Origin of the sequence: Heyndrickxia camelliae (genome assembly GCF_002844575.1) — a bacterium.
GTDB lineage: Bacteria > Bacillota > Bacilli > Bacillales > Bacillaceae_C > Margalitia > Margalitia camelliae.
This window is the reverse complement of sequence record NZ_PIQO01000001.1, coordinates 165,166-185,668: the sequence shown is the minus strand read 5'-3', so window position 1 is coordinate 185,668 and position 20,503 is coordinate 165,166. Positions and strand designations below refer to the sequence as shown.

Genomic DNA, 20,503 nt, shown 5'->3' with positions numbered 1-20,503 from the left:
CATCTCATGAATGGTTTTATCTCCGTCTCAGGACGGAAAAAAGAACGAAAAGCGGAATCGCCTTAATCAGCGAGGGATAGATCTCAGTATCTTGTTGCAAGATAGAAAAAGACCCCAAACATTGTTTGGAGTCTAATACAAAATTAATGTCCTCTTATTTCATTCCATTTTTCCTTTAATTGATTCGTTAGATCCTTCCACTTGCTTTTATGCTCTTCAATTTTATCTTTGAGTTTTTTGGCACTTTCTTTCAGTTTTTCATCAATTTCCTGTGCTTTATCAACGAGAGAATGATTATCCTTCTTGCCAGCTAGTATGGCGTTAACGGACTGGACGTCAAACTGACCTGGTTTTGTGTATTTCAGTGTATTTTGCATGACAGCTTGGAAAATTGGCACAACCCCTTGGGAACTTAATCCACTTAAATAATGCTGAGAATCAGTTTTATCATAGCCCAACCATACAGCACCAACAAGATTTGGAGTGTATCCTACGAACCACTGATCCGTTGTTCCATTTGAGCTATAAGAAGATTGGGTAGAGCCAGACTTTCCGGCAATCGTATAACCTGGAACGTTAATCCCTTTACCCGTTCCTGTTTCAACCACATTTAATAGCATCGAAGTCATTTCATTTGCGACTTTTTTACTTGTTACATCTGTTTCTTTAGGTTTTCTTTCTGCAATGACATTTCCAGTTGGTCCTACAATCTTTGTGATTATATGGGCATCGTATCTTTTCCCTTCATTGGCAAAAGCAGAAAATGCATCCGCCATTTGCAGAGGAGATACCCCTTTATGCAATCCACCCAGTGCCAGTCCTAAATTTCTATCCTCTTTTGTCAAAGGAATGCCAAACCGTTTTACAGCATCCATTCCTTTATCAATCCCTATTTTATTTAATAGCCACACTGCCGGTAAATTAATTGACTCTTCTACCGCTTTATACATTGGGACTTCACCAAGATATTGTCCATTATAATTTTTAGGAGCATAATTTCCAAGGGTCATTTGCTCATCTTTCAAGGAGGAATTTGCCGTGTACCCTTGTTCTAGTGCTGGAGTATACACGGCTAAAGGTTTCATTGTTGACCCAGGCTGTCTTTGCAATTGAGTAGCCCGATTAAATCCTCGGAATACCTTCTCACCTCTTCCGCCAACAAGTGCCCTTACACCACCCGATTTTGGATCGAGCAAAATGCCACCACTTTGAACTAAATCGCCGTCACGTCCATAAGGAAATAACGAGTCATTCTCGTATACATGTTCAAGTCCGGATTGAATGTTTTGATCCATTTCTGTGTAAATACGATATCCTCTTGTTAAAATCTCATCTTGTGTCAGTCCATAGCGATTGATAGCTTCATCTAATACTGCATCCACATAATAAGGATATTTTCCTTTTAAGGGATCTCCTCCTGTATCTTTTAGTACTAATTTCTCATTAACAGCTTTATTATATTGATCTTCCGTAATATAACCATACTTTTTCATGGCACCTAATACAACATTTCGGCGATCAATGGCACGGTCCATATGATTATATGGGTCAAGTGCTGAGGGTGCATTAATAATTCCCGCTAATGTAGCTGCTTCACTTAAATCAACATTTTGAACATCTTTACCAAAGTATTTCCTAGATGCATTTTCAACACCCCAAGCACCATGTCCAAAATAGATTTGGTTTAAATACATTTGTAAAATATCATCTTTGGAATAATATTTTTCAATTTTAACAGCTAAAAAAAGCTCTTCAATCTTTCGTCTGTATGTTCTTTCCGGTGAAAGCAAAGCATTCTTTGTTAGCTGTTGAGTAATAGTGCTTCCGCCCGCAGTAACACCGCCTGCAGCGATGTTTTTAAAAAATGCGCTTGTCATTCCACGAATATCGAAACCACCATGTTCATAAAAACGATGGTCCTCGATTGCAACAACAGCATTTTTCAAATTATCCGGAACTTGTTTGATGGAAACTCCCTCTGTCCGGTTCGCAGAAATCTTACTTGCCATGTCTCCATCTTTGTCATATATAGCAGTAGATTGTGATAGTCCTTTTTTTAATGAGCCGATATTAACCGTACTGGCAGTATAGGTAAAAAAGCCCAGAACACCCAACACAACTAGTGATAGGGCCAGCAAGATTATTTGAGTCATATGTGCTTTCTTCCATAACCGTTTTACAGCCACCCAAACTCGCTGTAACTGCTCCATGTTATTCCCTGCTTTCCTCATTCATTTGGAATCTAAATATCGCATTCCAATATTTACAAAATAGAGTTATCTCTATTCTATGCTAAAGAATAGTATGGAACATGAAAAAAAGCAATGAAAATTTTATAAAGAGATAGAAGCTTGCTTAGTAGCCAAAAATTAAAAAAGAAAGGGATCGTTCCGTTCCCTTTCCTTTCCATAATTCTATTTATTTTTTCCGCATAACAAGTCTTGGTGATATTATAAGTATGAATAATACCAGGATTACGCTGAGAATAAAACTTGGCAACATATATCCGCCATTATATAGGAATGAATAAAGTACTACTGGCTGTCCCGCTGGCGCATAGGTGCCAAAAAAGACAATACCTGTATAAAAGTGAACTATATATCTTAATAAACTACCAATTAATATTCCAATTATAGAATATGTAATCCATGTTCCTTTTTTGGAGCTTTCTAATGCATTTCTAATTTTGTTAGCAAATAAACCAGCAAAACCAATAACCGTAAATGCAACAAAATAATCTAATATTCCTTGAGTTAGAGTATAGATTTTCGCAAAGCCTGTAATAAATTGTAATAACCCTAGAATAAAGCCTGTTAATAAACCGCCTTTAACTCCCCAGCGAAATGCCATGATAAAAACTGGAATCATAGCTAATGTAACGGAACCTCCCTCAGGCCAAATTGCTTGACAGATGATTCCTGAAACTAAGTCTAATAAATATGCAAGTGCTCCCAAAACAGCAACTTCCACTAGAAATAAAGTTTTTGTCTTCATTTTTTCCTCCCCATTTCCCTAATGTATTTTCAACTGACTACCCTATTAGGGACCGGGATAAAGAAAACACTGTATTGCTGAAATAAAAAAAGCAATACAGGACGGTTTTTTGGAAGTCCTAATATTGCTTCATTCCATTAAACCACAGTCCCTGCGCTAGCATTATCTAACAGGTTCATAGGGTCAGAACTCAAACGTTCACTCTCAGCCATTTTCGGCTCCCCTTGTGGGAATATTCATTTTCCATATTGAATATACTACGAAACTATTCATTTGACAATATTTTTTCTTGAATTTGAGAAAAGGATAAAATAATGAAAATTCCTTGGAAAGTTTTTGATAATTTTGATATATTTAAAGAAAAATATTTTTGTTCTCTAGAGTACCGTATTGGGGGTGACAAAAATGATTCCGTTAAAAGATATGGTAATAGGTTTTTTGATCGATTACCGTGAACAAATATTATCCCAATGGAATAATCAAATATTAATAAGTGAAAAAGATCCTTTTAAAGAGAATGTCCAATTTAATGGCCAACTTATGTACGATATTATACTGGAAGCAGTTTCCTTGCCAAAAAGTCAAATTGATCAACTATTAAAACCATTATCAGAGAAACTTGCGGATGAAAGAAGAAAAGCAAATATTAATATTGGTGAATTTGTTTACAATGTTAATTTGGGACGCTCCATTATTTTTAAGGATTTATTTAGCATACATACCGACTGGAAAGAACTTCATCCTGCCATTGATAAAATAAATTATACCTTTGATCAATTTCTTTACTATGCCGTTTCTAAATATTCCGAAACACAGGATATGATCATTAAGGAAAAAAGCGATATTATTACGACAACCCACCAAGACCGATTAACACTTTTAGGTCAAATGACTTCCAGTTTTGTTCATGAATTCCGTAACCCATTAACATCTATACATGGTTTTGTTCAATTATTAAGGGCCGATTATCCTACACTCCCTTACTTGGATATTATTTCTAATGAGCTTGAACAATTAAAGTTTAGTATTTCCCAATTTTTAATGCTATCAAAAAAGGAAATTATTGAGAATAACAAAACATTGATATCACTTAATGATTTAATAGAACAAGTTTTGTCCTTTTTATATCCTCGTATTTTAGAAGTTAATGTAGATATACAAAAAGATTACAAAGAAAATTATACCATTCAAGGTTATCAAGATGAAATTAAACAAGTACTTGTAAATATTATTTTTAATGCGATCGATGTGTTATTAAATATAGAGCATCCAATCATTCGAATTAAATTAGACAAACAAGAAGAAAATGTGACATTAGAAATTGCAAATAATGGACCTAAAATCCCTGAAAGCTTAATAGACCATATTTTTGAACCATTTGTTTCACAAAAGGAAAGCGGAACTGGATTAGGTCTATATGTATGCAAAAATACAATTGAAAAGCATGGTGGATTGTTAACATGTCAATCAACTGATGATTGGACTGTATTTAAGATTCTTCTTCCCCTAACATAAAATCAGAGAATCCAAGTACATAAAAAAGAACTCTCCCGAAATTGGAAGAGTTCCTTTGTCTATATTTCTCTGAATATATTACCAGAAGAAGAAAGGCAAAAAGGCCAAAGTTCCAATTGCACCTAATGCTATACCAAAACCGAGGCCCCATCCCCAGCCTCCCCAGTAAGGATAACCATAACCACTATAAAAAGGATATGCATACCCTCTATTTCCACCAGGAAGAGGTCTTAAATATACCATCCGATTATCTACTCGATGAATAATACCCCGATGAATTCTTCCATTTTTTGTGCGAATTTCAACTGGTCTTCCGATCCCACGCTGACACATATGATAGTAATTCAATTGTGTTCACCTCCATTGGTTTCCTACACTTTTAGTTTATGGATATTAACTTTTTTGGAGTGGACAATCGTACAGGGCTATCGTTTCATTTTCTTATGTACTTAATTGAAAAAGCCATGAACCTTTCCAAAAAAAATATATCCCCCCCGCTAAAAGTGGAAAAGGGATATATTTTTTTAATTAGTAAACATATGCTGCACCAACAATAATTAAAAGAATAAACAGGACAACGATTAGCGCAAAGCCACCTCCGGCGCCAAAGCCACCGTAACCATATCCAGGATATCCATATCCATATCCTCCGCATCCACACATAAAGTATCACCTCCTTAAAAAGGTGCTCAATAATGGTTTCTTATAACATACACTATTCATCATTGAACAAATTTGTTATGGGCGTATGTTTATTTTATAGACATTACATTAATGATTGGCAGGTGCTTCTTCTTGTATTTCTGTATATCCAATTTCATGGATTTTTCTTGCAAGCTCCCGATGCCCTTCATTATTGGGATAAAGTAAATCTCTTGTACACCACTTCTCTTCATTACCTTTAAATAATGAGTGTAAGTTTAATGCATAAACAGGAGGTTTTCGTCCTAAGAATTCCATATACCGATTAAAGTTTTTGATCCATTTCTCCTTCGTTTCATCGTCATGATAAGGATTATGCAAGCCCAAAATAACTAACATATACTTGTCATTTTGCGCCGATTTCATATCCTTTATCTTTTGAACAATATCGTCGATGCTACTTTTACAAGTTTTTAATAATTGAAAGAACTCCGTCTCATTGTTATTTTCCTTAAACCTATTCACTGCATCGATATAATCCTGATGTCCTGCGGAAAGTACAATGATACCACTATCTTTAATTGCATCTTTAACCCTGGTTTCCTCTAAAAGTTCATATATATCGCTGGAACGATAAGTGGAGCGAGCAATACTAGTTACATAAACTCTCTCCCTCAATATTTCTTCCATCATTCTTGCATGTCTTTGAGTAAAACCTGGTGACAAAAACGAGGCCCCTATCCCAGCACATAAACCATCACCTATTGCCAGATACCTCATCGTTACCCCCCCATCAAAACTAAGTTAAATATCCTTATTCATTTGTATTCATTTCTCAGTGAGTGGTCACTAGCATAGATAAAAATAGGCGGGTTAATCAAAACGCAAAAAAATGATAAAAAGGAGGAACCACAAATGGGTTTCTCCTTTTTATCATTTTTTATAGAAATTACTTAACAAATGTAAATCTACCTTATTTTAGGACCTATGAGATACTATACGTAACATCAGGTAAAATTATCCTTCAAATTTACTTGCTGAAATTTGAAAAGCCATTTCCCTAGCTCATGAACTACCTCAGCATGTTTTCCTTTATTTCGCCGGTCACTTCGAAATCCATATACCGATTGGTAAGGTTATTGTCACTTTTCTGTTATTATTGATATAAATGGCATGCCACAAAATGGTTTGATTTTGCCTCCAACCATGTCGGTGTTTTTAAAGAGCAAATATCCATTGCTTTAGGACATCTTGTACTAAACCTACATCCAGTGGGAGGATTTATTGGATTGGGCACATCCCCTTTCAGAATAATTCGCTCCCTTTTCCTTTCCACTTTAGGATCAGGTATAGGAATTGCAGATAAAAGAGCCTGAGTGTAGGGATGCAGAGGATTACTATACAATTCTTCACTTTCCGCAAGCTCCATTATATGTCCTAAATACATAACTGCAATTCTATCACTAATATGTTTTACCATAGATAAATCATGAGCAATAAATAAGTAGGTTAATTCTTTTTCTTCTTGCAGCTTCTTTAGTAAATTTACAATCTGGGCTTGGATGGAAACATCCAATGCAGCGATGGGTTCATCGGCTACAATGAATGTTGGATCTACTGCTAACGCTCTAGCAATTCCAACACGCTGTCTTTGTCCGCCGCTAAATTCATGTGGATAACGGTTAGCATGGTATTGGTTAAGTCCAACAAGTTCTAATAACTCCAGTACTCGATTTCTTCTTTCCTTTTGGCTCATATTGGGGTAATGTATTACCAATCCCTCAGAAATTATTTCTAAAACAGTCATTCTCGGATTTAAAGACGAATATGGATCTTGATAAATCATTTGGATGTTTTTTGCTATACTTCTTTTACTAGTTTCCCCCCTAGTTCCACCTAATTCTTCACCGGCATATTTCACCTTGCCGGAAGTTGGTGTGTATAGCTGAATTAGGGTTCTACCAACAGTTGACTTTCCGCATCCAGATTCTCCAACTAACCCCAATGTCTCCCCTTTATAGATGGTGAAACTAATATTATCAACAGCTTGTAACGTTTTGTTCTTTCCAATGGAAAAATGTTTTGTTAAATTCTCTACTTCAATTAATGGTTTTATATCCTGCATTATATTGTACCTCCAATACCAATAGGCTGCAGTTCTTTCGGTGTCCTATTATCTTGGAGCCAACAAGAAACAGAGTGACCGTCTAATATTTCCTTTTTAACAGGAGGAAAGTAATGGCAAACTTTCATCGTATACGGACATCTTGGAGCAAACGGGCATCCTGTTCCTATACTTGCCAAATCAGGTGGTGAACCGGGAATTGGAATTAACGGTTTGTTTCGATTTTCATGAAGCTTTGGCATAGATTGCAATAAGCCTAAGGTATATGGATGCTGAGGATTATAGAAGATTTCATCTACCGACCCCATCTCAACGATTTCCCCTGCATACATAACTGCTACTCTATCCGCCATATTTGCAACAACACCGAGATCATGCGTAATAATAATAATGGAAGTACCTGTTTTTGCTTGCAGGTCTTTCATTAACTCTAATATTTGAGCTTGAATGGTCACATCTAGTGCTGTTGTCGGCTCATCCGCTATTAGTATTTTAGGATTGCATGCTAATGCCATAGCAATTACGACCCTTTGCCTCATTCCCCCTGAATATTGGTGCGGATAAGAATCAAGTCGATCTTCTGCGTTTGGAATACCAACTAATTTAAGCATGTTAATGGCTTTTATTTTTGCTTCTTTGCTACTAAGATTTTGGTGCTTTTTAAGCCCCTCTATAATTTGCCTTCCAATTTTCATTGTAGGGTTTAAAGCGGTCATCGGATCTTGAAATACCATTGAAATTTGTGATCCTCTAATCTGTTGAATCTTCTTCAGCGGCATTTCTAATAAATCATTTTTCTCGTAGTTAACTTTCCCGGAAGTTATTCTCGCATTTTGTTTTGGCAACAGTCTCATGATTGCCTTTGCTGTTACTGATTTACCAGAACCTGATTCGCCAACAATTGCCAAAGTTTCTCCTTTATTTAATGTAAAATCCACACCTCTAACAGCCTTTACCACTCCATTTTGTGTATGGAAATTTACATGTAAATTCTTTACCTCTAAGATCTCATCATTCAAGGATAACCCTCCTTTATTTTCTCATCTTCGGATCTAGTGCATCTCTAAGACCGTCTCCTAAAAGATTAAAGCTAATCATAATTGCACTTATCACTACTGCGGGGAAGATAAGTTTATACGTAAAAAACCGCATTCCTTTATACCCATCTTCAATTAGCACACCAAGAGAGGCTAAAGGTGCTTGTAATCCAAGACCGATGAAACTTAAAAATGCCTCAAAGAAAATAGCTGTTGGAATGGTGAACATCAAGGTCACAATAATTGGGCCCATTACATTTGGAAGCAAGTGTTTTCCTATCAATCTTCGATTCGAAGCTCCTAATGTTCGAGAGGCCAATACAAATTCTTGTCCTTTTAATTGTAGTATTTGCCCTCGAACCACCCTAGCCATGCTTACCCAGCCAGTTACAATCATAGCTAGAATAATAGACGTAATACCTGGTTCAAGTATCAAAATAAAGAGAATAATAACAATTAGGTTTGGAATTCCTACTAATATCTCAATTATTCTTTGCATGACATTATCAACTTTACCGCCATAAAAGGCTGATATCCCTCCGTATAATACACCTATAAAAAGGTCTAACAACGCTGCTACCAATGCAATAAATAATGAAATTTGTGTTCCTTTCCAAACTCTAGTCCATAAATCTCTTCCGAATTCATCGGTACCAAACCAATAATTTTCTTTAATGTTTCTTTTTTTATACTGATCGATGCCGTGTACATCCTTGCCATCGAAGCCAAGCCACTCCAACCCTGATATTTTTGGCGGTAAATTCGTGTGCACAATATTTTGTTGTCTATAAGTATGCCCGCTTATTTGGGGACCAACCAGAGCCAGAAAAATCATGAATACTAAAAGGATGATAGAGATAATTGATCCCTTATTTTTCAAAAGCCTGCCTATTGCTTCCCTCCAAAACGTAACAGGAGGAGAAGCTATTTCATCCTGTTTATTAATATCAATTGGTGCCGCAACAAATAGATCGTCCGTAATTTCTGTTGGAATATCTTGTATTTCCAATGGTTCGTTATTATTAATTTGGAGGGCTTTATTATTATTTATTTCTAGATTCATATTTCCGCACCTCTCTTAAAATTAATGCGGGGATCGAGAATTCCATATAAAATATCAACGACAAATACGACAAAAATAAATAATGCGCTATAGAAAATCGTAATTCCCATTATGACACTGTAATCGTTTACTAATATAGATAAGGTGAATTGTTCTCCTAAACCCGGAACAGCAAATATTTTCTCAATAACCAAGGTACCAGTCATAATTCCGACCGCTAGAGGGCCAAGCATCGTTACAACCGGAATTAACGCATTTCGCAAAACATGTTTCGAAATTACGTTTGACTCTGAAAGTCCCTTTGCCCGTGCAGTAATAATATAATCATGTCCTAATACCTCCAGCATCTCCGTACGAATAAAGCGCGAAACTGTTGCTATTACACTTACTGAAAGAGCAAAAGACGGGAGCAATGTGTATCTATAACTTTCCCATAAAGCAGGTGGAAGCCACCCCAGTTTAACACCAATAAAATATTGAAGTAATGCTGCAAATACGAAAGAAGGAATCGACATTCCCAAGACAGCCAGCGTAACAGAACCATAATCTAATAGAGTATTATGTCTTAGGGCTGAAATGACTCCTAGTAATAAACCGATAATACTCCCAAATACCATCGCCTGTAATCCAATTATTGCGGAGGGACCTATACGGTCGATAATCATACTATCTACTGTCCTTCCTTGATATTGAAAGGACATACCCAAATCCCCATGTATAAGGTTTCCCAAATAGCGAATGTATTGCAACGCGACGGGTTCATCCAATCCATATTTCGCATTTAATATTTTTAATTGCTTGTCCGATAGTTTCTCTGGATTATTGAATGGTGTTCCAGGTAATAGATGCATTAAAAAAAAGGTAAAGGTGACAATAACAAAAAGGGTAACAAGCATATAAACGAGTCTTTTTAGAATGTACGTTTTCACTTAAACACCTCAATTCGGTTGGATTGCAAAAATTCAAGAAAAGAAAGAGGATGCACCAATTGATACATCCCTCATCATGATAAGCAGCTTATTTCTATTTTATATAGGTCCATTTATAGCTATAGTCTGCACCACTTGGATGTTCTACAAGATCTTTAATATTGTTATGTTGCAATACGGCTTCCCCGTTTTGATATAATGGGGCGATTGCGACATCGTCTTCCAACAGTATTTTTTCAAGCTGTAAAAGCATTTCATATCTTTTAGCCTTATCAGTTTCAAGACGCGCTTTCTCCACTAAAGCATCATATTTTGGATTGGAATAATCCTCACGATTCGATGAACTTCCTGTTACCCACATATCCAAATAGGTCATTGGATCACTGTAATCTGGTCCCCATGTTGATAAGGAAATATCGTACTTAATGGATTTTTCAATTTCCAGTCTTTGTTCAAATGGTACTGCCTTTATTTCTAATTTAAACCCTGGAAGATTGGTCTCTAATTGAGATTGTATAAACTCTGCCATTTGCTTACTGGATTCAGCGTCTGAAATATTAATAGATAATTTAACAGATTTTGTACCTGTTTCTTTTAAGCCTTCTTGCCAGTATTTCTTAGCCTCTTCTTTTGTACCCTTTAATAAATCACCATTTAACTCCCGGAAGTCCTTTTTATCAGGAGAGAAATAGTAATTTTTCGGCACAATTCCATATAACGGCACTGCACCATTATTTAAAGCAATATCTGTTAATCCTTTTTTATCAATGGCAAAATTAATAGCTTTTCTGATATTTTTATTTTTTAATACCGGGTTATTTAGATTGAATCGCAAAAATCCAATGCCCGCCAATGTATTGGTTTTAAATTCTTTATTATCTCGGTAATTATCTACGCTGGCAGCTGTTAAGCCGACTCTATCGATTTTATTACTTTCGTAAAGGTTCAAGCCTGTTGCATCATCTTTTACAACGTATACATTAACTTCATCCAACTTGACGCTCTTTGCATCCCAATAGGTTGGATTTTTTACATATTTCCAACTTGATTCATGCTTCCACTCCGCCAATTTAAAAGGTCCATTAGATAATAAATTATCTGCCTCCAATGCATACTTATCTCCCATTTTCTCTACAAATTTTTGATTTTGCGGAAGAAATGTTCCAAAGGTAAGCAATGTCTCCAATAATGGATTAGGGTTTTCTAATGTAACTTGCAGTGTTTTATCATCCAACGCCTTCACACCCAGCTCATCCGCAGACTTTTTGCCGTCAATAATGGCCTGGGCATTTTTAATACCTGCAGTTACAAACATATAATTGTATGGGCCTGCTTCCTTTAATACCCTTTTCCATGCAAACTCGAAATCATGAGCCGTAACGGGGTCACCATTGCTCCATTTTGCATCCCGAATGGTATAGGTATGTACGAGGCCGTCAGCACTTACATCGTCTTTTTCCGCCATAGCCAAAACTGGTTGATTATTTTGGTCTTGGCGATAAAGGCCTTCATTTGTATTATTTAATACGGTGAATGCGACTGCGTCATGAGCTTTTGTGGAATCCATAGTTGGAATTTCTGCGGTAGCGGTTACATTTAATACTTGTTTTTTACTTCCGTTATTACCTTTTTCCGCTTCTTTAGATCCTGTCTCCTTATTAGCGCCAAAGCCACATCCCGAAAGTGATAGTGCAGCAACAATCAAAAAGATAATAAAAGGTATTACTTTTTTTCTCTTCATATGCTTCCCCCTTATTATTTAAATTTTTTCTATTTACGAAATAGTCTATCTCTTTTTTAGATTAATTTCAACATTAATTTAAATATTGAAAAAATACTAAATATGATAAACTATAGTTACTACGCAAGGAAGGTTGAATGAATATGAAAAAAGTATATTTAAGTGGCGGTATTTCATTTGTCTTATCTTTCCTATATATATTTTTCGTTTTTCATCATTGGAACTTCCTGTTATGGACAAATGCTTTATTCTATTTGGGCCTCATCTATTTATTAACAGGCTGTATTATCCTCATTTGGTCCAGTCACTTCTTTTCCGCCTTTATACATAGTTTCAAGCATTTTATTAGGATATTAAGTAAGAAGGAGCAAATAATCCAAGAAATTGAGGGAATGAAGACCGGATTATATTCAGCCCCCAAAAGGTTAGTTCCCTCAAAGCCTTGGATATATATTGGATTATGTTTTTGTTTGCTTAGCATTATTTTATCGGTGCAAATTGTTTATTTTGGAAGGTGATTTAAAAAGTTCTGATGTGCAAATCCTTTTACTTGATCTTCAGAGTAATATTTTAATAGTTCATTAATTAGATTTTGGTATTGAGACGAATCCTCCAAATTATGAATATATGTATCGATTCCATCAAAATCTGATCCTAAACCAATTTGATTTACACCGCCTAGGGAACAGAAATGATCTATATGCTTAATTAAATCAGAAATCGTTACATTTCTTCCCCCTTCTTTTACAAATGCTGGGCAAAATACGACGTGGATTAAACCACCACGGTCAAACATCGCCTTTGCTTGCTGGTCATATAAATTCCTTACATGTTCACATACGGCTCTTGAGTTTGAATGGCTTGCAATTGGAAAATCGGCATATTCCATGACATCCCAAAACGCATGTTCACAAAGATGGGAAACATCCGTAAACACTTTATGCTCATTATTAAATTGAACAATTTCTTTTCCTAAAGTTGTTAACCCCGCTCCCCTAGGTTCACCTGCTCCATCAGCGGCTAAGTTTGCATTATTCCAGGTTAATCCAACTGACCTGACACCTAATTGATACAATATGCTTAACTTATGCATGTCGTTTCCAATTGCATCAACTCCTTCAAGAGCGAGCATTGCCCCGATCTCTCCTGGTTTTAATTGATTAAAGTCCTCCCAATCTTTGATTTGTTTCATTTCAGGATTTTTGGCAAGCACTTCCTTATAAAAATAATCCACTTGGTCAAGTGCAGCCTGAAACTTTTGCTCCGCCTTCATATTAGGATGAATAAAGATTGCAAAACATTGGACCTTTACTCCCCCTTTTTGAAGGCGGATTTTATTAGTATCAAGTTCAGGTGCATCCGCATAATTTAATTTTCCTTTTCTATCAGCCAATTTCATTAATGCATCACAATGTAAATCAATGATATTCATGTCTATCACCTCATTTTATATTGTTTAGAAGCCTCTACAAAACTCTTGAATAAGCGCATAGATATATGATCGCCATTTAAGGATAGTGGTTCAGGATGCCATTGCACTCCTACCACAAATGAATGTGTAACACTTTCAATCGCTTCGATTACCCCATCGGATGCCTGAGCTGCAATCGTAAGCGGATGTGTAACATTTCTAACTGCCTGATGGTGAAATGAGTTTACCTTAAATTCCGATTGGCCAGCAATTTTCACCAATAGACTGCCAGGTTTTGCTTTTACATAATGGGATAGATGATATCTAGCAGCATGTTGTGAATGCTGGATTAAAGGCGTATCTATTTGATGATAAATATCCTGATACATATCACCACCAACAGCAATATTCAAAATTTGAATCCCTCGGCAAATCGCAAGAATAGCTTTATCCCTATCTAACATTTCTTGAATAAGAGCTATCTCTAAGCTATCGCGACCAGGTGAAATGCCGCCAAGATGAGGATGTGGCTCTTCTCCAAATAGTGTCGGATCAATATCACCACCTCCTGAAAGAACTAAACCATCAAGTCTATCCGCCAACTCACTAACATCTGCATCAATGCCAATAGGAAGAATAACTGGTATCCCACCAGCCTTAATGACTGCTTGAATATAATCATTAGCTAGATTATGCTTTGCATCCAACTCCACATTTGCTGTAATTCCTATCAGTGGTTTCACCAAAAGCCCTCCCTTTTTTAAAACGCGTGATGTCATTTCATTATATCGTAAAATAGCGGAACAAATAATAAAATGTTATGAATATTTTTGAAAATCATTTAAATTCCTTCCTAATTTTATAGAAGGTAAAAATGGAAAATAATACTTTCATTTTCTCAACGTATGCAAAGGATATTTTTACTAAAAATAATGATTTCCTTTTCGTACAAGGGTATATTATAAAAGAACGTTTATTATACATGAAAAGATTATGAGACAAGGTGGATAACATGTTAAGGATTGTTGCGTTAACTCACGATGGAAATTTACATAAAGATATCTCCCTAGATGAAATATCTAGTGAAATTTACAAATGGTATTGGGTTGATTTTGAAAAACCAACTCAAAATGAATCAGCACTTTTATCTACTTTTTTCCATTTTCATCCTCTAGCGATAGAAGACTGTCTTTTATATATACAAAGACCTAAGCTTGACCATTATGAAGATTATACATTTTTTGTGTTTCACGCTTTAAATCCAGATACATCAGAGGTGAAAGAAATCGATAGCTTTCTTGGGAAAAACTTCCTTGTTACTTTCCATTTTGAACCGCTTATGTACTTGGATAAAATTTATAATAAAGTCGAATCTGGAACATTGAACACTCCTCTGCTTGTGTTTCACGCTATTTTAGATGAAGCAGTAGATTTATACTTTCCAATTATCTATTCGATGGAAGATCGCTTAAACGAGGCTGAGGATAACACAAAGGGGCTGTCAACGACAGCGCTAATGGATGAAGTTTTTGATATTCGAAGTGATTTATTGCGGCTTAGAAGAACCATTTATCCTATGCGTGATTTAGTTTACCGAATTATTAACTCAAGCCGTATCCCTGATTTCCATGAATATCACGGTTATTTTAGCGATATATATGATCACTTGTTAAGATTATCAGAAATTGTGGAAGATTCACGTGAACTAACAGCAGACATCCGGGATTCCTACATATCTTTAAACGCATTTCACGGCAATCAAATTGTGATTAAATTGACAATCTTAAGCGCTATCTTTCTTCCGCTAACGTTTATCGTTGGATTATATGGAATGAATTTTGTCCATATGCCTGAACTGAAATGGAAATACGGCTATTTATTTGTCTGGATTATTATGCTTATTATCGGAATCGGACTCCCCCTATATTTTAAGAAAAAAGGTTGGTTCAATGATAGAATTGAATAAATAGATTTTCTTCCTTTAATAGGCTAAAATATAAACAATATAACCTAATCTATTTTTTGGGGGCTTTAATGTGAAGATTGTATGTTTTGGCGATAGTATCACAAGAGGAGTTTCCTTTGTAAAGGGTCGTTTAAGAATACTAAAAGATAACTATCCAGCATTTTTACAAGGATTTTTAGACAACAACTCTAATATAGAAGTTGTGAATAAGGGAGTCTTTAATGATAACTCTACACTTTTGTTAAATAGGGTAGAAAAAGATGTTATTTCAGAGCACCCAGATCTTGTTATCATTTGCGTCGGCGGTAATGACTGTAACTTTCATTGGGATGAAGTAGCAAAGAATCCAGAAGCGGATCATGTGCCAATTGTTCCAATTCAAACCTATCTTCAAAATATGAAAGGCATTGTAGAAAAGATCAAAGCATCCGGTATAAAGCCATTACTTTTAACGCTCCCGCCATTAGACCCTGTACGTTACTATCGAGCCATCGCAGGTCAATATGGAAAATCAATTAGTCATTGGATTAGCTATGTTGGTGGTATTGAACATTGGCATGGACTGTATAACCGAAGCCTTTCTTTATTAATAGAGCAACTGGAAGTGTTAAGCATAGATGTTAGAACTGCTATTAAAAAGGCAGGAGATTTAAAGGATTTAATCAGTGATGATGGAATACACTTAACCCGTGAAGGATACTTCGTTATGGGAAAAAAAATATATGAAGAATTAGAAATTTAGTAAAAGTAACTATACTAAAGGCTACTTGCAATACATTACATCTAAAAAGAGGCTGGGACATAACGCAGTGAAAATCAAAAAAGCGCATGAAATCAAATTTAAAAACCTTGATTTCATGCGTTTTTGCTTTCGTAGATTTAACCAATTTCAATGATTTTCTTACTTATGTCCCAGCCTCTTTTTGTTATGAATGGCTTGTATTAAGATGATTTTTCATCATCAGGATAATATGGGTTTAAATGAATAAGTACTTCCCGAATATTATCATTTTTCTCCATGAGTTTTTCCTTAATCTTCCTTGAAAGGTCATGACCTTCCTTTATGGTTTTAAAATAGTCCACAGAAATTCGCAAATCAACTAAAATATAGTTGCCATGCTCGCGAGCACGTATTTTATCAATTCTTCTTACTTCCGTGAATTCTGAAATAATGGAAATATAGCCTTGGAGTATTTCCATATCAATATTACGCTCAATAAGTATTTGAAAGGCCTCGTTTAACATTTCCTTTGAAATTCTAAAAATTAAGTACGCGACAAAAATACTGGCTACTTTATCCCCGTATAATAAAATTTTTATGTCAAAATGATTACCGAGATAGGAAACGAAAACCCCTATTGCAGCTGCAATGGATGCCACTATATCCGCTTTGTGATCTAGGGCAATTGCTTCTATTGCCTTACTGCTATGCTGCTTCGCAACTTTATAGGACCATCTGTACAATAGTTCCTTAATCACATAGGATAGAATCGCTATCCACATTGCTAAAAGTTTCGGAGGTTCAATCGGATGGAAAAAGCCTGTTATTCCTTCGTATAGTATGTAGAATGATATGAGCAATAACAAAATTCCTACTACTCCGGAGACAATTACCTCTGCTTTTCCATGTCCATACGGATGATCCTCATCTGCCGGTTTATTTGCAACTTTAATTACTAATAGAACAATTATAGAGGCAAATACATCCGCACTAGAGTGAATTCCATCCGCCAAGACAGCATCACTGCGTCCAAACAATCCTGCCAAAACCTTTCCAATGGTCAAGACAAGATTGCTCCACACACTTATCCAAGCAACCCTTCTCGCTAAAGATTCTCGTGCACCCACTATATAAACACCTCAATTAATAATCTTTTGTCACGCTCTTTTCTTATACTTTGTTATTTCTTTAATGTAAAAAATCCACGAGATTTTTTAGAATGGATATCCTTAAGAAAAGATGCCCGAATCTATAACTAATTGGGATTGTTAGGAATGAAGAATAATAACAATTTATAAGAAAGCAGAAAGCAGTACAGTTATCTTAACAAATCGTCAATAGGTGGGTCTAGAGAAAGATTTTTGCCCATATGTACGCTTTTAATATAAGGTGAACTATTTGAAATAATGCTAATAATGTTGTTCTTATCTAACTTTTATGCAATTGTCGAAACACCATTTTATCTCTGTAGTGTATTAATAGCTTATTTTAAATTCTTAACCATATGTAGATAAGGATGCCCATATAAATCAAACGTAGACTGAAATTCAAAGCCATTTTTCTTATACAAACGATATGCTGTTTCGTTGTCTTTATCTACATTCAAGGCCAGTTTTTGATGACCTTCCTCTTCCCCAATATTTTCAAATGCTTTTAATAGTTCACTGCCGATTCCCTGTTTACGGTGAAGCGGAGACACTGCTAATGAATCTAGATAAAACTCATCTTCCTCCGTTTCTTTCGAAAGCTCGATATCATTTAACTGAAATTCTTGTTGCAAATACTGTACAAGATGATTATCATATTCCTCCGCATTCTTACCATGATAAATAATTGCTATCCCTACTGCGTGCCCATTCAATTCTTTCACAAGCGTATTATGATAGCTAAATCGATTATTATCTTTAACATATAATTCCTTTAGGAAGTTCACTACTTTTTCTTTCTTTTGATTTTTAAGAACTTGAATGCCTAGATCCCTCAAAATTTCGTAGGTCAAGAACGCTATTTCCTCTACAAAGTATTTATCATCACTTTTTTTGCCAAGTCTAATCAATTTTATCTCCTCCTCATCTTCATCATTTTAGCAAAAAAGAATTATTTGAAAAAATGTCGGAAAATATTTGAAACAAAAAATTAGAAGTACTCTTGATAATTAAAGTTGTCTAGGTTATTATTTTTGTTGAATTAGGAATATTCTAAATCATTTGTTAAGGGGGGCAAATTGTATAGATGAATATTTCTTAATTCCAAATAGATTTTTGTAGAGAGGAGTATAGATATTGAATAAAAAGCTGCTTTCCATTTTAATTTGGACTATTATTTCTATCCTTGGCGCAGTTGCTTTTGCTCTACTTGGACTAGCGAATGGGGAAACCATTTCCGCAGCGTGGCTAGTCATTGCTGCGGTTTGTACTTATGCGGTAGCATATCGGTTTTATAGTAAATTTATTGCTTATAAGATTTTCAAGCTCAATGATAACCGTGCAACACCGGCAGAAATAAATGATGATGGAAAAGATTTTGTACCAACTAATAAGTGGGTGTTGTTTGGCCATCATTTTGCTGCCATAGCTGGAGCTGGTCCGTTAGTTGGACCGATATTGGCTGCCCAAATGGGATATTTGCCTGGTGCACTATGGATTATTATTGGTGTTGTATTAGCAGGAGCAGTCCAAGATGGTGTTATTCTAATGGGGTCTATGAGAAGAAACGGGAAGTCCCTTGGACAAATGGCAAAGGAAGAAGTCGGGCCCTTTGGCGGCATTATTGCATCCATTGGAATTTTGGCTATTATGATTATTCTTCTTGCTGTTTTAGCACTCGTTGTTGTGAAAGCGCTCGCTGGTTCTCCTTGGGGTGTATTTACAATCGCGTGTACCATACCGATTGCCATTCTCATGGGGATATATATGCGTTACATCCGTCCAGGTAAAGTATTAGAAGGATCAATCATTGGATTTGTGTTATTGATGATCGCTCTTTGGGGCGGCCAATATATTGCAGCTGACCCTGAACTGGCTAAAATGTTCACATTCACTGGCGGCCAACTGGCTGTAATGATTGGAGTTTATGGTTTTATCGCATCCATTCTTCCGGTTTGGCTATTGCTCGCTCCTCGTGATTATTTAAGCTCGTTTCTAAAAATTGGAGTTATCTTTTTATTAGCTGCAGGCATTCTAATTGTGCTTCCTGATCTTCATATGCCAAAAATCAGTAAATTTATAGATGGATCAGGTCCCGTATTTGCCGGAAACTTATTTCCTTTCTTATTTATCACGATTGCCTGTGGTTCCGTCTCTGGGTTCCATGCCCTTGTTTCTTCCGGAACTACACCTAAAATGATTGAAAAAGAATCGCATTCCCGTTTTATAGGTTATGGCGGTATGTTAATGGAGTCTGGAGTTGCAATTATGGCATTGATTGCAGCATGTTCTCTTCATCCAGGACTTTATTTTGCTATGAATGCCCCTGCTGCAGCAATAGGAACAGATGCTGCAAATGCGGCTTCTGTTATTTCCACTTGGGGATTCCAAGTTTCAGCAAGTGATATTACAAACGCTGCAAAGGATATTGGAGAATCTTCCATTCTTTCCAGGACTGGAGGAGCGCCAACTCTAGCCGTTGGTATGGCAGAAATTTTCACCAGCTTTTTAGCAGGAGCGAAGGCCTTCTGGTACCATTTTGCCATTTTATTTGAAGCACTATTTATATTAACTACCATTGATGCAGGGACAAGAATTGGGCGGTTTATGTTACAAGACTTAGTAGGAAATGTGTATAAACCATTCGCTAAAACAAATAATCTTGCGGCAAATATTATTGCTTCAGCCCTCATTACTTTAGGATGGGCCTATATTACTTATCAAGGCGCTATCGATCCATTTGGCGGTATTAATTCCTTATGGGCACTATTTGGAATCTCCAATCAAATGCTTGCAGCCATTGCACTCGCTGTTGCCACAACAATTATTATTAAAATGGGAAAAGCACGTTTTGCATGGGTAACGATCATTCCATACGTTTTCCTAACCGTGACTACTTTAACAGCAGCATTTATGAAACTGTTTTCAAAAGTGCCTGCCATTGGATTTTTTGCCCATGCAAAAATCTATCAAGATGGTATAGATAGCGGAAAAATCATAGGTCCGGCAACAAGCATGGACGTGATGAAGCAAATTGTTTTTAATGATCGACTGGATGCAATTTTAACCATTGTGTTTATTGCCATTGTACTATTAATGGTCATCGATTCTTTAAGAGTCTGGTATAACATTCTGATAAAGAAGAAAAAGGCGCAGCTTCACGAAACTCCTTTTATTCAAACTAAGTATCCAAACGTACCGATAAGTAGGTGAG

The 20,503-nt window shown here is 36.0% G+C and carries 18 protein-coding genes, 1 pseudogene and 1 riboswitch; of the genes and pseudogenes, 5 read left to right on the top strand and 14 right to left on the bottom strand.

Annotated features, from left to right (window positions below; genetic code table 11):
- Positions 1-143 precede the first annotated feature (143 nt).
- Together CWO92_RS00895 and thiT are read right to left on the bottom strand one after the other, a co-directional pair.
- Positions 144-2,210 carry a transglycosylase domain-containing protein gene (locus CWO92_RS00895; RefSeq protein WP_101352303.1) on the bottom strand — a complete coding sequence of 689 codons (2,067 nt, stop codon included), beginning with the start codon at positions 2,208-2,210 and terminating at the stop codon, positions 144-146.
- A gap of 208 nt (positions 2,211-2,418) precedes the next feature.
- On the bottom strand, positions 2,419-2,994 hold the full coding sequence (gene thiT, locus CWO92_RS00890) for an energy-coupled thiamine transporter ThiT (protein ID WP_101352302.1): 576 nt from the start codon (positions 2,992-2,994) through the stop codon (positions 2,419-2,421).
- 130 nt (positions 2,995-3,124) lie between these two features.
- A riboswitch (TPP riboswitch) is annotated at positions 3,125-3,229 on the bottom strand.
- A gap of 170 nt (positions 3,230-3,399) precedes the next feature.
- On the opposite strand from thiT, the gene CWO92_RS00885 reads away from it, so the two are divergent.
- Positions 3,400-4,509, top strand: a complete 1,110-nt coding sequence (locus CWO92_RS00885; RefSeq protein WP_101352301.1) for a histidine kinase N-terminal domain-containing protein — start codon at positions 3,400-3,402, stop codon at positions 4,507-4,509.
- A gap of 78 nt (positions 4,510-4,587) precedes the next feature.
- On the opposite strand, the gene CWO92_RS00880 is transcribed toward CWO92_RS00885, so the two are convergent.
- From CWO92_RS00880 to CWO92_RS00845, 8 genes and pseudogenes are all read right to left on the bottom strand, one after another.
- Positions 4,588-4,842 carry a hypothetical protein gene (locus CWO92_RS00880; RefSeq protein WP_437177501.1) on the bottom strand — a complete coding sequence of 85 codons (255 nt, stop codon included), beginning with the start codon at positions 4,840-4,842 and terminating at the stop codon, positions 4,588-4,590.
- A 195-nt stretch (positions 4,843-5,037) separates the two neighbouring features.
- Positions 5,038-5,115 (bottom strand): annotated as a pseudogene (locus CWO92_RS26665) (YjcZ family sporulation protein); the annotation flags it as partial.
- A gap of 165 nt (positions 5,116-5,280) precedes the next feature.
- Positions 5,281-5,931: an SGNH/GDSL hydrolase family protein gene (locus tag CWO92_RS00870; RefSeq protein WP_101352298.1), complete on the bottom strand. Its 651-nt coding sequence runs from the start codon at positions 5,929-5,931 to the stop codon at positions 5,281-5,283.
- Positions 5,932-6,307: 376 nt separating this feature from the next.
- Complete coding sequence (locus tag CWO92_RS00865) at positions 6,308-7,276, bottom strand: ABC transporter ATP-binding protein (RefSeq protein ID WP_101352297.1); 969 nt, start codon at positions 7,274-7,276, stop codon at positions 6,308-6,310.
- Positions 7,276-8,295: an ABC transporter ATP-binding protein gene (locus tag CWO92_RS00860; RefSeq protein WP_101352296.1), complete on the bottom strand. Its 1,020-nt coding sequence runs from the start codon at positions 8,293-8,295 to the stop codon at positions 7,276-7,278. Before CWO92_RS00860 ends, CWO92_RS00865 begins: the two co-directional genes overlap by 1 nt.
- A gap of 13 nt (positions 8,296-8,308) precedes the next feature.
- On the bottom strand, positions 8,309-9,376 hold the full coding sequence (gene opp3C / locus CWO92_RS00855) for an oligopeptide ABC transporter permease (RefSeq protein ID WP_101352295.1): 1,068 nt from the start codon (positions 9,374-9,376) through the stop codon (positions 8,309-8,311).
- The gene (gene opp3b / locus CWO92_RS00850; protein WP_101352294.1) at positions 9,373-10,305 is read right to left on the bottom strand and encodes an oligopeptide ABC transporter permease; all 933 of its coding nucleotides are present in this window, start codon (positions 10,303-10,305) and stop codon (positions 9,373-9,375) included. Before opp3b ends, opp3C begins: the two co-directional genes overlap by 4 nt.
- Before the next feature lie 94 nt (positions 10,306-10,399).
- Positions 10,400-12,046: a peptide ABC transporter substrate-binding protein gene (locus CWO92_RS00845; protein ID WP_101352293.1), complete on the bottom strand. Its 1,647-nt coding sequence runs from the start codon at positions 12,044-12,046 to the stop codon at positions 10,400-10,402.
- Positions 12,047-12,183: 137 nt separating this feature from the next.
- On the opposite strand from CWO92_RS00845, the gene CWO92_RS26475 reads away from it, so the two are divergent.
- On the top strand, positions 12,184-12,564 hold the full coding sequence (locus CWO92_RS26475) for a DUF3899 domain-containing protein (RefSeq protein WP_101352292.1): 381 nt from the start codon (positions 12,184-12,186) through the stop codon (positions 12,562-12,564).
- Here CWO92_RS26475 and CWO92_RS00835 read toward each other — a convergent pair.
- Together CWO92_RS00835 and CWO92_RS00830 are read right to left on the bottom strand one after the other, a co-directional pair.
- On the bottom strand, positions 12,549-13,478 hold the full coding sequence (locus CWO92_RS00835; protein WP_101352291.1) for a dipeptidase: 930 nt from the start codon (positions 13,476-13,478) through the stop codon (positions 12,549-12,551). The genes CWO92_RS26475 and CWO92_RS00835 overlap by 16 nt on opposite strands.
- Positions 13,479-13,483: 5 nt before the next feature.
- Complete coding sequence (locus tag CWO92_RS00830) at positions 13,484-14,200, bottom strand: gamma-glutamyl-gamma-aminobutyrate hydrolase family protein (protein ID WP_101352290.1); 717 nt, start codon at positions 14,198-14,200, stop codon at positions 13,484-13,486.
- Between the two features lie 269 nt (positions 14,201-14,469).
- Between CWO92_RS00830 and corA the strand changes: the two genes are divergently transcribed.
- Positions 14,470-15,423 (top strand): magnesium/cobalt transporter CorA, encoded by a 954-nt coding sequence (corA, locus tag CWO92_RS00825; RefSeq protein ID WP_101352289.1) that lies wholly within the window; start codon positions 14,470-14,472, stop codon positions 15,421-15,423.
- 70 nt (positions 15,424-15,493) lie between these two features.
- Positions 15,494-16,165: an SGNH/GDSL hydrolase family protein gene (locus CWO92_RS00820; protein WP_101352288.1), complete on the top strand. Its 672-nt coding sequence runs from the start codon at positions 15,494-15,496 to the stop codon at positions 16,163-16,165.
- Positions 16,166-16,365: 200 nt separating this feature from the next.
- Here the strand turns inward: CWO92_RS00820 and CWO92_RS00815 are convergent, their stop codons facing one another.
- Both CWO92_RS00815 and CWO92_RS00810 read right to left on the bottom strand, forming a co-directional pair.
- Complete coding sequence (locus tag CWO92_RS00815; protein ID WP_101352287.1) at positions 16,366-17,271, bottom strand: cation diffusion facilitator family transporter; 906 nt, start codon at positions 17,269-17,271, stop codon at positions 16,366-16,368.
- 356 nt (positions 17,272-17,627) lie between these two features.
- On the bottom strand, positions 17,628-18,200 hold the full coding sequence (locus CWO92_RS00810; protein WP_158175792.1) for a GNAT family N-acetyltransferase: 573 nt from the start codon (positions 18,198-18,200) through the stop codon (positions 17,628-17,630).
- 226 nt (positions 18,201-18,426) lie between these two features.
- Between CWO92_RS00810 and CWO92_RS00805 the strand changes: the two genes are divergently transcribed.
- Positions 18,427-20,502: a carbon starvation CstA family protein gene (locus CWO92_RS00805; RefSeq protein ID WP_101352285.1), complete on the top strand. Its 2,076-nt coding sequence runs from the start codon at positions 18,427-18,429 to the stop codon at positions 20,500-20,502.
- The last annotated feature ends 1 nt before the right edge of the window (position 20,503 follow it).